The 15,718-nt window shown below is 40.1% G+C and carries 14 protein-coding genes; 8 read left to right on the forward strand and 6 right to left on the reverse strand.

Features of this window, described 5'->3' with window-relative positions; translation table 11 throughout:
- Positions 1-16: 16 nt before the first annotated feature.
- From hutH to WBW42_RS09710, 8 genes are all read left to right on the forward strand, one after another.
- Positions 17-1,555, forward strand: a complete 1,539-nt coding sequence (gene hutH, locus WBW42_RS09675) for a histidine ammonia-lyase (RefSeq protein WP_000421598.1) — start codon at positions 17-19, stop codon at positions 1,553-1,555.
- 64 nt (positions 1,556-1,619) lie between these two features.
- Entirely contained in the window at positions 1,620-3,032 is a 1,413-nt protein-coding gene (locus WBW42_RS09680; protein WP_005804358.1) for an amino acid permease, read from the forward strand.
- 51 nt (positions 3,033-3,083) lie between these two features.
- Positions 3,084-4,289, forward strand: a complete 1,206-nt coding sequence (hutI, locus tag WBW42_RS09685) for an imidazolonepropionase (protein WP_032057128.1) — start codon at positions 3,084-3,086, stop codon at positions 4,287-4,289.
- Between the two features lie 10 nt (positions 4,290-4,299).
- Positions 4,300-5,220, forward strand: coding sequence for a formimidoylglutamase (gene hutG, locus WBW42_RS09690; RefSeq protein WP_032057126.1), 921 nt, complete (start codon positions 4,300-4,302; stop codon positions 5,218-5,220).
- 252 nt (positions 5,221-5,472) lie between these two features.
- Positions 5,473-7,299, forward strand: coding sequence for a DUF885 domain-containing protein (locus WBW42_RS09695; RefSeq protein WP_032057124.1), 1,827 nt, complete (start codon positions 5,473-5,475; stop codon positions 7,297-7,299).
- Positions 7,300-7,403: 104 nt separating this feature from the next.
- Positions 7,404-8,042, forward strand: a complete 639-nt coding sequence (locus tag WBW42_RS09700) for an HAD family hydrolase (protein ID WP_032070470.1) — start codon at positions 7,404-7,406, stop codon at positions 8,040-8,042.
- Positions 8,043-8,065: 23 nt separating this feature from the next.
- Entirely contained in the window at positions 8,066-8,866 is an 801-nt protein-coding gene (gene murI, locus WBW42_RS09705; protein WP_032057122.1) for a glutamate racemase, read from the forward strand.
- 715 nt (positions 8,867-9,581) lie between these two features.
- Positions 9,582-9,866 carry a hypothetical protein gene (locus WBW42_RS09710; protein WP_032057121.1) on the forward strand — a complete coding sequence of 95 codons (285 nt, stop codon included), beginning with the start codon at positions 9,582-9,584 and terminating at the stop codon, positions 9,864-9,866.
- Between the two features lie 255 nt (positions 9,867-10,121).
- On the opposite strand, the gene glmS is transcribed toward WBW42_RS09710, so the two are convergent.
- The 6 genes from glmS to ribH are packed head-to-tail and all read right to left on the reverse strand — an operon-like array spanning position 10,122 to position 15,714.
- Positions 10,122-11,960 (reverse strand): glutamine--fructose-6-phosphate transaminase (isomerizing), encoded by a 1,839-nt coding sequence (gene glmS, locus WBW42_RS09715; RefSeq protein ID WP_032057119.1) that lies wholly within the window; start codon positions 11,958-11,960, stop codon positions 10,122-10,124.
- A gap of 12 nt (positions 11,961-11,972) precedes the next feature.
- Complete coding sequence (gene glmU / locus WBW42_RS09720) at positions 11,973-13,337, reverse strand: bifunctional UDP-N-acetylglucosamine diphosphorylase/glucosamine-1-phosphate N-acetyltransferase GlmU (RefSeq protein WP_005804369.1); 1,365 nt, start codon at positions 13,335-13,337, stop codon at positions 11,973-11,975.
- A gap of 8 nt (positions 13,338-13,345) precedes the next feature.
- The gene (locus WBW42_RS09725; protein WP_005804370.1) at positions 13,346-13,879 is read right to left on the reverse strand and encodes a phosphatidylglycerophosphatase A family protein; all 534 of its coding nucleotides are present in this window, start codon (positions 13,877-13,879) and stop codon (positions 13,346-13,348) included.
- Positions 13,857-14,774 (reverse strand): thiamine-phosphate kinase, encoded by a 918-nt coding sequence (thiL, locus tag WBW42_RS09730; protein WP_005804371.1) that lies wholly within the window; start codon positions 14,772-14,774, stop codon positions 13,857-13,859. The genes WBW42_RS09725 and thiL overlap by 23 nt, the downstream gene beginning before the upstream one ends.
- A 16-nt stretch (positions 14,775-14,790) precedes the next feature.
- Positions 14,791-15,240: a transcription antitermination factor NusB gene (nusB, locus tag WBW42_RS09735; protein WP_002119137.1), complete on the reverse strand. Its 450-nt coding sequence runs from the start codon at positions 15,238-15,240 to the stop codon at positions 14,791-14,793.
- A gap of 3 nt (positions 15,241-15,243) precedes the next feature.
- Positions 15,244-15,714: a 6,7-dimethyl-8-ribityllumazine synthase gene (ribH, locus tag WBW42_RS09740; protein ID WP_002119264.1), complete on the reverse strand. Its 471-nt coding sequence runs from the start codon at positions 15,712-15,714 to the stop codon at positions 15,244-15,246.
- Between the last annotated feature and the right edge of the window lie 4 nt (positions 15,715-15,718).

A 15,718-nucleotide genomic window follows, 5' to 3' on the forward strand; every position in this document is an offset into this window, starting at 1 on the left:
AAATTAGGAAGCCAACATGGAATTATTAATCCAACCGGGAAAACTAACCTTAGCCGATTTACGTCAAGCGTACCTCAACCCGATCAAAGTTAAATTAGATGAAAGTGCTTCATCTGCAATTAATGCAAGCGTGGCTTGCGTTGAGAAAATTGTAAATGAAGGACGTACAGCTTACGGCATTAATACAGGCTTTGGCTTACTTGCTTCAACCAAAATTGCTCCTGAAGATTTAGAAAAATTACAGCGTTCATTGGTTCTTTCGCATGCAGCAGGTGTAGGTGAAGCACTTGATGATGCAATGGTTCGTTTAATTATTCTATTGAAAGCAAATAGCTTGGCGCGTGGTTTCTCTGGTATTCGCCGTAAAGTGATTGATGCTTTGTTGGCTTTAATTAATGCCGAAGTTTACCCACACATTCCACTGAAAGGTTCAGTAGGCGCTTCAGGTGACTTGGCACCACTTGCACACATGTCTTTAGTGTTACTTGGTGAAGGTAAGGCGCGTTATAAAGGTGAATGGTTACCAGCAGTTGAAGCTTTAAAAGTTGCAGGTTTAGAACCAATTTCTTTAGCAGCTAAAGAAGGTTTAGCACTTTTAAATGGTACACAAGTTTCAACGGCTTATGCTTTACGCGGCTTATTTGAAGCGGAAGATTTATTTGCCGCTGCAACTGTTTGTGGTGGCTTAAGCGTTGAAGCAATGCTGGGTTCACGTGCACCATTTGATGCGCGTATTCATGAAGTACGTGGTCAACGTGGCCAAATTGATGTGGCTGCGGCTTATCGTGATCTATTAACAGACTCGAGTGAAATTGCACATTCACACGAAGACTGTAGCAAAGTTCAAGACCCATACTCTTTACGTTGCCAACCACAGGTGATGGGCGCATGTTTAACCCAAATCCGTCAGGCTGCTGAAGTATTAGAAATTGAAGCAAATGCTGTATCTGATAATCCGCTTGTTTTTGCTGAACAAGGTGACGTGATTTCTGGTGGTAACTTCCATGCAGAACCTGTTGCAATGGCGGCTGATAATTTAGCATTAGCAATTGCAGAAATTGGTTCATTGTCTGAACGTCGTATTTCAATGATGATGGACCGTCACATGTCGCAACTTCCACCGTTCTTGGTGGCAAATGGTGGTGTTAACTCGGGCTTTATGATTGCTCAGGTAACCGCTGCTGCTCTTGCAAGTGACAACAAAGCGCTTGCTCATCCAGCAAGTGTTGATAGCTTACCGACTTCTGCCAACCAAGAAGACCATGTATCAATGGCTCCGAATGCGGGTAAACGTCTTTGGTATATGGCTGACAACGTCCGTGGCATTTTAGCTGTTGAATGGTTAGGCGCTTGTCAGGGTCTAGACTTCCGTGAAGGCCTAAAAAGCTCGCCTAAACTTGAACAAGCTCGTAAAATCTTGCGCGCTCAAGTGCCTTACTACAGTGAAGACCGTTTCTTTGCTCCTGATATTGAGCAAGCAAGTGAATTACTCTCAAGCGGCTGCTTAAACGAGTTAATTATTCCAAAACTGCTCCCTAGTTTATCTGAAGTGTGATTGATAAAACGGTCACATGGAGTGGCCGAATCTAACTAAATATCCTCAAGGATTGGAGATTATAATGTCACAAAACTCCACACTACAGCGGGGTTTAAACACCCGCCACATTCGTTTCTTGGCATTGGGCTCAGCAATTGGAACTGGGCTTTTCTATGGTTCGGCAACTGCAATTAAAATGGCAGGGCCTTCAGTATTACTGGCGTATATCGTTGCAGGGATTGCAATTTATATCGTTATGCGCGCATTGGGTGAAATGGCTGTCCAAAACCCTGTCTCTGGTTCATTTAGCCACTATGCATCACAGTACATTGGTCCATTGGCTGGCTTTACGACAGGCTGGACTTATGTTTTTGAGATGATCATTGTGGCGTTGGCTGATGTCACTGCTTTTGGTATTTACATGGGGTTCTGGTATCCCGATGTACCACGGTGGATCTGGATTTTATCCCTGATTATGTTCTTGGGTGCAATTAACCTCATTCACGTTAAAGTCTTTGGCGAACTCGAGTTTTGGCTTTCTATTGTCAAGGTGAGCGCTATTGTTGCCATGATTTTAGGTGGAATCGGTTTAATGTTCTACGGCTTCCATGCTGACCATAGCAGTGTGGTACCGGGTATTCAAAACTTATGGATTTATGATGGCTTTATGCCGCATGGGATTGCAGGCTTAGTTGCATGTTTATCTGTGGTTGTATTTGCTTTCGGTGGTATCGAAATTATTGGTATTACAGCAGGTGAATCACAAGATCCGAAAACCACTTTACCAAAAGCAATTAATGCAGTTCCGGTTCGTATTTTACTGTTTTACGTATTAACCATTTTTGTACTGATGTCGATTTTCCCATGGAATCAAATTGGTAGCCAAGGTAGTCCATTTGTACAGATTTTTGAGAATTTAGGCATTCAATCAGCAGCTACAATTTTAAATATTGTTGTTATTACGGCAGCAGTTTCAGCGATTAATAGTGATGTATTTGGTGCTGGTCGTATGCTTTATGGCATGGCAAACCGTGGTCAAGCGCCTCGAGTTTTTCAGAAATTATCACGTAATGGTGTGCCATGGATGACTGTAGTGGTTATGGCTGGCGTGCTATTAATTGGTGTAGTGCTGAACTACCTGATTCCTGAAAATGTATTCATGATCATTGCCTCAATTGCAACTTTCGCAACCGTTTGGGTGTGGCTCATGATCTTGCTTTCGCAAGTCGCGATGCGCCGTAAGTTGTCTACTGCTGAAATTAAGGCATTGGATTTCCCCGTTATTGGTTGGCCGTATGCTCCTGCGTTTGCAATTGGTTTTATGGTATTCATTTTAGTCATGATGGGGTATTTCCCAGATTCACGCCCTGCAATTTATGTGGGAATCACATGGCTTGTTCTGTTAATGATCGCTTATCGTATTTGGGTCAAACCTCAGCAAAATTCGGGAAAGCAAAATAATTCAATTCCGCAAAATATCGAGATAGAAAGCTAACAAGTCAACTGCCCAATGGTTTAACTATTGGGCAGTTTTGAGGAAAGGCGAATGAAAAAACTTTGGCAAAATTGCCACATTGCGACCATGCAAAATGGGCAATATTCCTACATTGAAGATGCTGCAATCGTCACAGAAGGGCATCTCATTCATTGGATTGGAAAACAACAACAACTTCCTGCCGACACTTATTCCGAAACAGTTAACTTAAATGGCGCTTGGGTAACCCCAGGATTCATCGACTGTCATACGCATAGTGTTTTTGGTGGCAACCGTAGTGTTGAGTTTGAAAAACGCTTGCAAGGTGTGAGCTATGCTGAAATTGCAGCAAGCGGTGGTGGCATTGCCAGTACAGTACGTGCAACACGTGAAGCAAACGAAGAACAATTACTAAGCTCAGCACTTAAACGTATTCGCTGTATGCAAAAAGACGGCGTTACAACTATCGAGATTAAGTCTGGTTACGGACTCAATTATGAAAATGAACGCAAGATGCTGCGTGTGATTCGTCAAATTGGTGAAGCTTTACCGATGACGGTCAAAAGCACTTGCTTGGCTGCACATGCTTTACCGCCAGAGTACAAAGACCAAAGCGATGCTTATATCGAGCATATCTGTACAGAAATGCTGCCTAAACTGCATGCCGAAGGTTTAGTCGATGCAGTTGATGCGTTCTGTGAGCATTTGGCATTTTCACCAGCTGAGGTTGAACGTGTTTTTAAAACAGCACAGTCTTTAAATTTACCCGTTAAGCTTCATGCTGAGCAGCTCTCATCGCTAGGTGGCTCAAGTTTGGCAGCACGTTATCATGCTTTGTCGGCTGACCATTTAGAGTACATGACCGAAGATGATGTTAAAGCCATGGCAGAGTCGGGCACGGTTGCAGTGTTATTGCCGGGTGCGTTTTATTTATTACGTGAAACACAATATCCACCGATTGAAAGCCTCATTAAACATGGTGTGCGTATTGCGCTGTCGAGTGATTTAAATCCGGGTACATCTCCAGCACTTTCTTTACGTTTAATGCTCAACATGGGCAGCACACTTTTCCGCTTAACGCCTGAGCAAGCATTAGCGGGTGTCACCATTCATGCTGCACAAGCGCTCGGTTTAGAGCACACACACGGCAGTTTAGAGCAGGGTAAAGTCGCTGACTTTGTGGCTTGGGATATTGAGCATCCATCTGAAATTGTTTACTGGCTGGGCGGCGATTTGCCTAAGCGAGTCGTTCAGCATGGACAAGAAGTTATTTTTTAGACGATGGCACATGAATCACACATTTAAATGGCAAGGCCGCCATGATGGCGAAGGTGAAGCACACCAACGTATTCACCATATTATGAATAAAACCCAACCTGCTGAATTTGCCCTGATTGGTTTTAGCTCTGATGAAGGTGTGAAGCGTAACAAAGGCCGAGTTGGCGCTGCCGAAGCACCAGATGCAATCCGTACTCAACTGGCTAATTTACCGATTCATCGCCCAGTCAGTATTGTCGATTTGGGTACAGTGACCTGCGAATATGACAATTTAGAGCAAGCACAAACCGAGTTGGCAGAACAAGTCGCAAACAGCTTGCAAAATGGTTTAAAGCCGATTGTATTGGGCGGTGGACACGAAGTTGCATTTGGCAGCTTTAGCGGTCTGTTCCAATATGTACAAGCCCACGCGCCAGATAAAAAAATAGGCATTATTAATTTTGATGCCCATTTTGATTTGCGTGAAGCTGAACATGCCACCTCTGGAACACCATTTTTACAGGCAGCTCGACTTTCAGAACAGCATCAAAAACAATTTAATTATTTATGTATTGGGGTTGCCAACCATGCCAATACTAAAGTTTTGTTTGATACAGCCGATGCTCTAAATTGTTCATATTTACGTGACAATGAGGTTAATATTTTTAACCTAAACAATGTGCTCGCGGCGGTTGATGCTTTTATTGAAAAAGTAGACTGTTTGTACGTTACGATTGATTTAGATGTCTTCGCAGCCGCGGTTGCACCGGGGGTCAGTGCGCCAGCTGTGAAAGGAATTGATTTAGCCACTTTTGAAGCAATTTTTAAGCATATTCAAGAGACTGGCAAAATTAAACTTTTAGATATTGCTGAATGCAATCCAAAATTTGATTTAGACAATAGAACTGCAAAGTTGGCTGCCTATATTGTTTATCAATATTTGTTTTCTTGAGAAACAATTTTTAATGTAGAAATTCAAAAGTGCACTGAGATCGTTCATGTGCACTTTTTTAAGTTCTTGGTCTATTAAAGTCAGATGTGGAATATAGATAGTAACTATAAATAATATAATTAAAAAGAAAATTAATTTATAAAATCATTTAGTTAAAAAAATACTCGATTTTTACACCATTTTATATGCTGCTTGGCACGTAATTTGTTTTGTCTTTATTTTAACCTTTGTTAAATATTTCTGGATAATTAAATGAAAAACAGAACCTTACATTTTGCTTGTATCAGTGTTTTATTTTGGATGTCTCATTCTTCTAATGCTGCAACCTCCGAAATAAATACAAATACTATCGAAAAATCACAATCTAAACCAAATAGTCATGTCTCTGTTCGGGTGAAAGCTTTAAATCAGCTTTTACAAGAACAGTGGGAATATACTTTGAAAAATAGTCCTGAAACTGCAACCGTTTTAGGAGATTTACGCTACAATGATCGATGGACTGAGCTTTCAAAAAATCAGATCGAGAAAGATAAAAAAAGTACGCAAAATTTTTTAAATCGTTTTGAAGCAATTGATAGCACAGGGTTTTCAGCAACTGATCAATTAAATAAAGATTTAATGATTTATCAGTTGAAAGAAACACTTAAAAATTATGATTTGAAATTGTATGAGATGCCTTTTAATCAAATGTGGGGGCTACATTTACAATTTCCGGGATTTATTAGTTCGATTCCCTTTGATAATGCTAAACAATATCAAGACTATATTGCTCGTTTAAAACAAATTCCTCTTATTCTTGAGCAAGGTATTCAGTTAGCGAAACAAGGACAAAAAGATGGCTTGATGCCACCCAAATATTTAATTGAAAAGGTGGCAAAGCAGATTAATAGTATTGCAGTTCCCGCAGGGAAGGACAGTGTTTTTGCCTCTCCATTAAAGCAATTTCCAAAAAACATTTCGAAAGCAGAACAAGAGCGTTTAAGCCGTGAAATACTACAGGTCATAGACCAGAATGTTCGGCCTGCATATCAAAAACTTGGGGCATTTATTCAGAAAGATTACTTACCCTATGGACGACAACACGAGGGTATATGGAGCTTGCCAAACGGTGACGAGCTCTATCGCTTTTATGTAGAAAACAATACGACAACCTCGGAAAGCCCTGAAACTATTCATCAGCTCGGATTAAAAGAAGTTGCTCGTATTGAAGCGGAAATGCTGAAAATTGCCAAAGCACAAGGTTTTAACGATTTAAAAAGTTTCCAACAATCCTTAAAAACAAATCCAGCCGTTTTCCCAAAATCTCGTGAAGAAATTCTAGAGATTTATCGGAGGTATATTGCTCAAATGCAACCAGAGTTGCCGAAGCTATTTGGTTTATTACCCAAAAATAAAGTCGAAGTTTTACCTGTAGAGCAATATCGAGAAAAAGAAGCGGCAGGTGCGGAGTATCACCAAGGCACGCCTGATGGTTCACGCCCCGGACAGGTATATGTGAATACTGGCGACTTCTCTGAACGTTCCAAAATATCAATGGAAGCGACTGCTTACCATGAGGCGATTCCTGGGCACCATATGCAGATTGATATTGCCCAAAACCTGCCAAATTTGCCGATGTTCCGAAAGCAACCCAACCATACCGCTTATATTGAAGGATGGGCACTTTATGCAGAGCAATTGGGTAAAGATGTTGGTTTCTATAAAGACCCGCTTTCAGACTATGGAAGACTATCGAGTGAGTTGTTCCGTGCTTGTCGTCTAGTGGTTGACACTGGGGTACATTATAAAAAATGGACCCGTCAGCAAATGATTGATTTTATGCGTGAACACTCAGCTTTAGATGAACCAGATATTCAGGCAGAGACTGATCGATATATTGCTATTCCTGCCCAAGCATTAGCATATAAGATGGGCCAATTAAAAATCTTAGAGCTACGGGAGCTAGCCAAACAGGAGCTTGGAGACCGTTTTGACATCAAAGCATTCCATGACATGATTTTAAATGCAGGAACATTGCCTTTAAATATTCTGGATGCACGTATTAAAAATTGGATTAAGGAACAAAAAGCAGCAGCTTAAAGCAAAATTCGAAATTTAGGTCAGGTCCTCATTGGGCCTGATTTAAAAACCAATAGAAAACAGAATATAATTATAAAAAATATATTTTATTTCAGAACTTTAAAATGGAAAAATCTTTAAAAGAATACCAAGCTATTATTTTTGATATGGACGGTACTTTAGTCGACTCCTTTAGCTTTTTTTTAGGTGCTTTAAATCAGCTTGCCAAGAAATATAAATTTAAATCTGTAGAGCTACATGAAGTAGAGCAGTACAAACACCTTTCACCAAAAGAAATTATGAAAGAGATGAATGTTTCTAAGTGGAAACTACCTTGGATTGCCAAAGATTTTATTCGTTTAATGAAAGAAAGAGACCAAGACGTTTACATGTTTGAAGGCATGCGGGATCACTTAATTGAACTACATAATCGGGGATATACGCTCGCAATTATTACTTCAAACTCTAAAGAAAACTGTCAAAGTATTCTTGGTACAGAACTATGTGAACTTTTTAGCCATATTGATGGTGGCTCGTCTATATTTGGCAAAGCTCAACGAATTAAGCGTGTTCTCAACATTTTGAATTTAAATAAAAACCAAGCCATTTATGTCGGCGACCAAACGACTGATGGCGAAGCTGCACATAAAGCAGGCATTGATTTTGCTGCGGTAGGTTGGGGTTATACATCGGCTGAAAAATTAAAAACCATTCAGCCCAAAGTCGTGCTCAACGACTTGGCAACCATGAAAGAATTTTTCTAAATATATGAAATGCAGGACAAACCATGAATAACAATAACAACCCGATTGGAATGATTGATTCTGGTTTAGGTGGGTTGTCTCTTTTTAAGCATATTCGGCAGGCCCTTCCGAATGAAGACATTATCTATTTCGCTGACTCGAAATATGTCCCGTATGGAGACAAAGAAAGCGACTGGATTGTTTCACGAACCACGCATTTAATTTCAAACCTAGTTACTCAGGGCAAATGCAAAGCGATCGTAATTGCTTGTAATACCATGACGGCTGTAGCGATTGAAACGATTAGAGCGCAAATTAATGTGCCACTTATTGCGATAGAACCAGCCGTAAAACCTGCTGTAGCAATCACACAAACTAAGCATATTGCTGTCTTGGCAACTGCCACCACGGTAAAGGGCAAAAACTTAAAAAGTTTAATTGAAACGTATGCGCAACATATTAAAGTGTCTTTAGTGCCGTGTATTGGTTTGGCCGAAAAAATTGAAACGGGTAAAGCACATACAGTAGAAGTTAAAGATTATTTAAAAAATATTTTGGCGCCGTTGGTCGAACAAAAAGTCGATACGATTATTTTAGGATGCACACACTATCCATTTGTCTCAGACACGATTCAGGAAATTGTAGGCCGTGATATTCAAATCATTGAGCCTTCGGAAGCTGTAACTGCGCAATTAATACGTCAACTCAATCAATATGATTTAAGTTCTGAAAGTCCAAATGAGGGAAATCATATTATTTGGACTAGTTCAGACCCGTTGGAAGTTGCGGACGTTACTTTTTCTTTGTTAGGTACGCGATTACCCGTAAAAGCTATAGAAAAGTAAACTCTAGAAAAGATGATAAGAGGTATATGCTTATCATCTTATATATTTATATAAACTATTAAATTAGAATTAACGATTAATCTATTTTATTAACTAAAAATATATAACTTAAGTTTATATTTTAAATTTAATTAAAAGATGTAAATATAAAAATAAGGATAATATTATTTAAACATTAATTAAATTATTATATTTAAACTTTTTCATTAAAATAAATTGACGTTCTTTATTATACCGATTATTATCTCGTTGCTGGCCTACATTGCCAGACGGTTTTGACAGACCGTAAGTCCCCATAGCGGATTATAGTTCTACTATAAGTCGTTAGACCCTTGCGTCCCCTTTCTTTGCGGTAGGACGGAAGGGGGACGCCCCGTGCGTGCTGGTCTCTATGGGCACCAGTCTGTCAACCCTCTTTCGTTCTGCCACCCTAATCAATTGACGGTGATTTGGTGGTAGGACTCCATTTTAAGGAGTTGGCCATGCCACAATTTAAACTCATTTTCTTTCTCATTTAACTATTTTATTTATTTAAAATTTGGATTTTCTATGTCCTGATTTTTTAAATATATAAATTATTTTTATTTTATAATCTTAATTATTTTGTTTTCCTATTCTGGTGGGAGGATTAATTATTATTTAAAAAAATTATTTTAATATTTAAACGAATAATATTTTTATTTTATTTAAAGATATAAATAATCATGAGAATAATATGAAACTTCATAAATTTATATTGTTTTTAAACCTTGTGGTCGGTGCTTACAGTATTACAAATGATGATGCGAACGCTCAGCAGGAATTTAAAAGAATTTGTTTGTCAGGTGAACACATGCAAGCCAGTTGCGATTGTGTTTGCCAACAGCTCGCGCAACTGTATTCACCTCAAATCGTGCAACGTTTAAAACACACCAGTTTGCAAAGTCCTGTTCTCCCACAGGGCTTTGCCCCTAATTTGTTTAGCAGCATTCAACGCTGCGACAAAAATGAAATGAGCTAAGTATTTCGCTTAGCTCCTTTATCTCTGTGTCGCAATGATCTCTCAAACTTTAAATCAGCGCAAAAGTAAAAGTCCATTGTGACATAGGGTCCTAGATGGGGGTGTTCTCTACTATTAAACTAGATTTTCTTTCGTGGAAAAGCTTCTGTATATCTGTATGAAGGCAATAAAAAAGCCCGATATGCATTGAATACATATCGGGCTTAATCAATCAGTTATTAAAGCAAGTGATGCCTTAATAATGATCTTTTTGAATTACTCTACAGTTACTGACTTCGCCAAGTTACGTGGCTGGTCAACGTCTGTACCACGTAATACAGCAACGTGATAAGACAATAACTGAACTGGTACGCTATAAACGATAGGAGCTAGCCATTCGTTTACTGCTGGAATATGCACAACGTGTTGACGGTCTTTTTCACTGATTCCGCTATTTTCATCCGCGAAAACAAATAATTCACCACCACGTGCCTGAACTTCTTCCATATTTGATTTTAGCTTATCAAGCATTTCATCATTTGGAGCAAGAATCACGATCGGCATTTCATTATCAACAAGTGCTAATGGGCCGTGTTTTAACTCACCGGCTGCATAGCCTTCTGCATGAATATATGAAATTTCTTTTAGCTTTAATGCGCCTTCTAATGCGATTGGATAATTCGTACCACGGCCTAAGAATAAGCAGTGATTTTTTTCAACGAATAATTCAGACAAACGCAAAATTTCTGGATCATGTTTAAGCGTATCAAGAATAACTTTCGGGCTGTGCCATAACTCACGCGTAATTTCTTCAAGCAGAGCAGGGCTAATACGTTGTTTCACTTGACCAATTTTCAAGATTAACAACATAAGCGCAGCAAGCTGAGTCGTAAACGCTTTAGTTGAAGCAACACCAATTTCAGGACCAGCAAGCGTCAATAAGTGATGATCAGTTTCACGAACCATTGAAGACGTTGCAACGTTACAGATAGTCAAAGTCTGAATGTCGATATTGTTTGCTTTGGCACGCTTTTGAGTTTCACGTAGTGCAGCTAAAGTATCAGCAGTTTCACCTGACTGTGAAATACAAATATAAAGTGTATTTTCAACAATTACAGGGGTGCGATAACGGAATTCACTCGCAATTTCAACTTGGCAAGGCACGCCAATCAGTTGTTCAAACCAATATTTTGCAATCATTCCTGAGTGGTAACTTGTGCCACAAGCAATGATTTGTACGCTTTGAATTTTGTTGAAATCTGCATCAGCATTTTTCAAGAAATCATCACGTAAGCTATTGCCATCAAGCGCTTGAGAAATCGTTTGCTTGATTGCTTCTGGTTGCTCATAAATTTCTTTGAGCATGTAGTGTTTGTATTCACCTTTTGATGCACTACTTACGGTTGCATCAAGCTCTCGTACTGGACGCTCAACGCGTTCGCCATTTGCAAATACTTCAATTGAAGTACGAGTAAGACGTGCAATATCACCTTCTTCTAGGTACATAAAGCGGTTAGTTACAGGCAAAAGTGCAAGTTGGTCTGAACTAATAAAGTTTTCACCAATACCTACACCAATCACGAGTGGTGAACCTTCACGTACAGTAATGAGTTCATCTGGATAATCGCTGTGGATAATACCTAGCGCGTAAGCACCTTTAAGCTGAGGTACAACAGTTTCAACAGCTTCTAAAAGGCTATCTGTACTTTTTAATGCTTCAGCAACTAAGTGTGCAACAACTTCAGTATCTGTTTGAGAAGTAAAAACGTAACCTAAAGTTTGAAGGTCGTCTTTTAATTCTTGATAGTTTTCAATAATACCATTATGGACTACAGCGACCTTACCTGACATATGAGGGTGAGCATTGTTTTCAGTTGGTTTACCATGTGTTGCCCAACGGGTATGCGCAATCCCGATAGCCCCCGCAATTTGGTGTTCAGCGACAGCTTCTGCAAGATTGATAACTTTACCTACACGACGCTCACGTAAAATTTGTTGGTTATTCAGTAAAGCAACACCCGCAGAATCATAACCGCGGTATTCAAGACGTTTTAAACCTTCAAGTAAAATCTCGGTTACACAACGTTGTGCAACGCCTCCGACGATACCACACATACTTCAATCCTCTTATTTTTTAACCTTTTGGGGACGTTGATAATTTGCTTTTGAAATTTGTTGTGCACGTTCAAAGGAGAGACTTTGCTCGGCTACATCTTTCGTAATCACAGAACCAGCACCAACTGTTGCGCCACTCCCAATGGTCACCGGAGCAACCAGCGAGCTATTAGAACCGATAAAAACGGCATCACCAATAGTGGTTTTGTGTTTATTTGCACCGTCGTAATTACAAGTAATCGTACCTGCCCCAATATTCGATTCAGCACCAATTTCTGCATCACCTAAATAGGTGAAATGGTTAGCTTTACTACCCAATCCAATCGTTGTATTTTTAACTTCAACAAAGTTGCCGATATGTACTTCATTTGCCAATTTCGCGCCTGGGCGTAAGCGTGCAAATGGTCCAATTTGAGCATTTTCGCCTACAACTGCGCCATCAAAAATGCTATAGGCTTGAACTTTAGTTCCGGCTGCAATTTTGGTGTTCTTTAAAATACAACCAGCCCCGATTTCTACAAAATCGCCAAGTTCACAGTCACCTTCAATAATCACATTGACGTCAATACGAACGTCATGTCCAACTTTTACAGAACCGCGTAAGTCAAAGCGTGCAGGGTCTGCAAAAGTTACGCCTTGTTGCATAAGCTCTTTTGCTTGCTGTTGCTGGAACTCACGTTCAAGTGCAGCAAGTTGTAAGCGGTCATTGACGCCTTCAACTTCAAAAGCGAGTTCTGGTTGAATAGATGCGATTTCTAGACCATCTGCAACAGCCATTGCTACGATATCAGTTAGATAATATTCGCCTTGCGCATTTTCGTTTGAAAGTTTAGGCAACCACTCATGAAGTTTTGCATTGCTAACACAGTAAATACCTGTGTTGATTTCTTGAATCTGACGCTGAGCTTCTGTTGCATCTTTATGTTCAACAATCGCTTGAATCTTACCTTCTTGACGAACGATACGACCATAACCTGTTGGGTTGTCGACATGTAAAGTAATCATGCCAATGCCCGTTTTACTTGAAACTTCAACAAGTTGCTCTAACGTTGTTTGACGTACTAAAGGTACATCACCATAAAGAATTAATGAAATACCGTCTTTAGGGAGTACGGGTAAAGTCATTTGTACCGCATGACCTGTACCTAGTTGTTCTGCTTGTTCAACCCATTGAATCTTTTCTTGTGCAAAAGTTTGTTTGACGTGGTCACCACCATGTCCATAAATCGTAATAATATTTTCTGCGTGTATTTTTTTTGCTGTTTGAATGACATGTCCTAGTAGCGGGCGACAAGCTAAAGGTTGCAATACTTTAGGTAGTTGTGAACGCATTCGCGTTCCTTTGCCTGCAGCAAGGATAATGACGGTAGTTGACATGAGTAAACCTACTTAAATGGCGTTACGCCCCAGAAAGTAATAAATATGATGATACAGAGTGCCGCCCAAAGCCCTGCAATGATGTCGTCTAGCATGATCCCGAAACCACCAGCAACTTTCTGGTCGGCAACACGGATTGGCCAAGGTTTCCAAACATCAAATAGGCGGAATAAGCAAAAACCAATTAGTGCCCATTGTAACGACATTATATTAAAAAAGATTAAAGGCAGAAGAGTAATTGATTGTCCTGCAAATTCATCCCAAACAATTCGCCCATCATCATGAACATCAAGGACTTTTGCAGTTTGACCACAAATATAAATTCCTACCAAGGACATGATAAGGATAGCGATCAAGCTTAAGTTAAAGCCAAGTGATAACCAGATTGGAACGAAAAGTAGGGCAAAGGCAGAGCCAAAAGTACCGGGAGCTTTAGGTGCGAGACCAGATCCGAAACCAACTCCACAGAAAACGATGCAGCGGTTGAACCAAGACATGTCCTTAAAATGAATCGGTGGCTTATGCAAAGTGTTGGTATCCATGAATTTGCAATGGGTAATCTGAACCCAAATGCTCAAAAGTTAGTTGTGTTTGCTCAACGATCTCTCCGATCATTGTAATCTTAATGTCTAGTTGTTTTTGCAAAAGTTTTTCATAATTTTGCGGTGTTATTGTAAAACATAATTCGTAGTCATCGCCACCAGCTAGCGCATATTGCCAGCGCTGTTGTTCTGGTAGTGCTTGTAGTGTTGAGTCAATCGGTAACTTTTCTAAAAGTAATCGGGCACCGACCTTTGAAGCTTTTAAAATATGGCCTAAATCTTGGGCTAATCCATCAGAAATATCAATCATACTTGAAGCTAATCCCTTCAACTGTTGTCCAAGCTGACAACGTGGCGTCGGGTAGTCCAGTCTTTTTTGTAATGGATGACCTAGGTGCTGTAAACCATACGCGGCATCACCCACTTGACCGCTCACACAAACATAGTCACCGACTTTGGCACCTGAACGTAACACGGCTTGTCCGGTTTCAATCCAGCCCATGGCCGTAACAGTAATAGTGAGATGAGGGCCTTGAGTCGTATCTCCGCCAATAAGAGCAACGCCAAATTGATTACAGCAGTCATAAATTCCCTGGCTGAATCCTTCAAGCCATTCATGATCAATTGTAGGTAGGCTGAGCGCCAGTAAAATACTATGCGGTTTTGTCCCCATTGCTGCAATATCTGAAAGATTAACAGCTACGCTTTTCCAGCCAATTGCATGGGCAGAAGTATCAAGAGGAAAATGACGTCCAGCAACCAGTGTATCTGCACAGATCACCAATTGTTGGTTTGCGGGAGGGGTAATTAAGGCTGAGTCATCTCCAATACCCAAGGTGACATCTGTGTAAGATTGTCTGTTAAAGTATTGGTCAATAATAGAAAACTCAGCCATAGCAACTTCAAACCTATTAGTTTGCTTGTTGTTTTTCAGCACTACGTAGTGTTGAACTTAAACGATCTAGAACGCCATTAATGTATTTATGGCTATCTGCTCCACCAAAGTGTTTAGCGAGTTCAATAGCTTCATCTAGAACGACACGATAAGGTACTTCTAAATGATCACGTAACTCGTAAGCACCCAAGCGTAATGTTGCTAGCTCTACACCATCAAGTGCACTAAGTTCACGGTCAAGAACCGGAATAAGTAATGCATCAAGATCTTCGTGCTGTGCAATCACTTGTGTTAACAGTTCGTGATAGTAGTTTAAGTCTACCTTGTGCATTGCATTTTCCGCACGGGTACGTGCTTCGATTTCATGTACAGGGTTGTGACTCATTTGCCACTCATAAATACCTTGTACAGCAAAACGACGTGCTTTACGTTTTGCTGCATAAGCGGCTTGCAGTGTTTGAGACATGCTTTAAATTGCCTTTAATAAATTAACCATTTCAATAGCAGTCAATGCAGCTTCGCTACCTTTGTTTCCTGCTTTTGTACCTGAACGTTCGATGGCTTGCTCGATGCTATCAGTAGTTAAGACACCATTGATGACAGGCAAGCTGCTTTCTAACGCGACTACACCTAAACCTTTTGCACATTCACCGGCAACGAAGTCAAAGTGTGGTGTGCTACCACGAATCACTGCGCCAAGTGCGATAATGGCATCAAACTGGTTTGATGTAGCTAATTTTTTAGCAACAATCGGGAGTTCCCATGCGCCAGGAGCGTGAATAACAGTAATGTTATCTTCATTTACACCATGACGTTTTAATGTGTCGATTGCACCATCCAATAAGTGTTCAACAACAAAGCTGTTGAAACGACCCACTAAAATCGCATAACGACCTTCGCTTGCGAGATGTAATAAACCTTCAATACGGCGAATTGCCATAGCA

It is taken from the genome of Acinetobacter sp. LT1, assembly GCF_059800965.1.

What these genes read in the sequence shown, in the direction of transcription:
- murI (WP_032057122.1), top strand. Translation starts at nt 8,066, where the DNA reads ATGAATAACAATAACAACCCGATTGGAATGATTGATTCTGGTTTAGGT.
- ribH (WP_002119264.1), bottom strand. Translation starts at nt 15,714, where the DNA reads ATGGCAATTCGCCGTATTGAAGGTTTATTACATCTCGCAAGCGAAGGT.
- WBW42_RS09680 (WP_005804358.1), top strand. Translation starts at nt 1,620, where the DNA reads ATGTCACAAAACTCCACACTACAGCGGGGTTTAAACACCCGCCACATT.
- WBW42_RS09725 (WP_005804370.1), bottom strand. Translation starts at nt 13,879, where the DNA reads ATGGATACCAACACTTTGCATAAGCCACCGATTCATTTTAAGGACATG.
- WBW42_RS09710 (WP_032057121.1), top strand. Translation starts at nt 9,582, where the DNA reads ATGAAACTTCATAAATTTATATTGTTTTTAAACCTTGTGGTCGGTGCT.
- thiL (WP_005804371.1), bottom strand. Translation starts at nt 14,774, where the DNA reads ATGGCTGAGTTTTCTATTATTGACCAATACTTTAACAGACAATCTTAC.
- WBW42_RS09695 (WP_032057124.1), top strand. Translation starts at nt 5,473, where the DNA reads ATGAAAAACAGAACCTTACATTTTGCTTGTATCAGTGTTTTATTTTGG.
- hutH (WP_000421598.1), top strand. Translation starts at nt 17, where the DNA reads ATGGAATTATTAATCCAACCGGGAAAACTAACCTTAGCCGATTTACGT.
- hutI (WP_032057128.1), top strand. Translation starts at nt 3,084, where the DNA reads ATGAAAAAACTTTGGCAAAATTGCCACATTGCGACCATGCAAAATGGG.
- glmS (WP_032057119.1), bottom strand. Translation starts at nt 11,960, where the DNA reads ATGTGTGGTATCGTCGGAGGCGTTGCACAACGTTGTGTAACCGAGATT.
- hutG (WP_032057126.1), top strand. Translation starts at nt 4,300, where the DNA reads ATGAATCACACATTTAAATGGCAAGGCCGCCATGATGGCGAAGGTGAA.
- WBW42_RS09700 (WP_032070470.1), top strand. Translation starts at nt 7,404, where the DNA reads ATGGAAAAATCTTTAAAAGAATACCAAGCTATTATTTTTGATATGGAC.
- nusB (WP_002119137.1), bottom strand. Translation starts at nt 15,240, where the DNA reads ATGTCTCAAACACTGCAAGCCGCTTATGCAGCAAAACGTAAAGCACGT.
- glmU (WP_005804369.1), bottom strand. Translation starts at nt 13,337, where the DNA reads ATGTCAACTACCGTCATTATCCTTGCTGCAGGCAAAGGAACGCGAATG.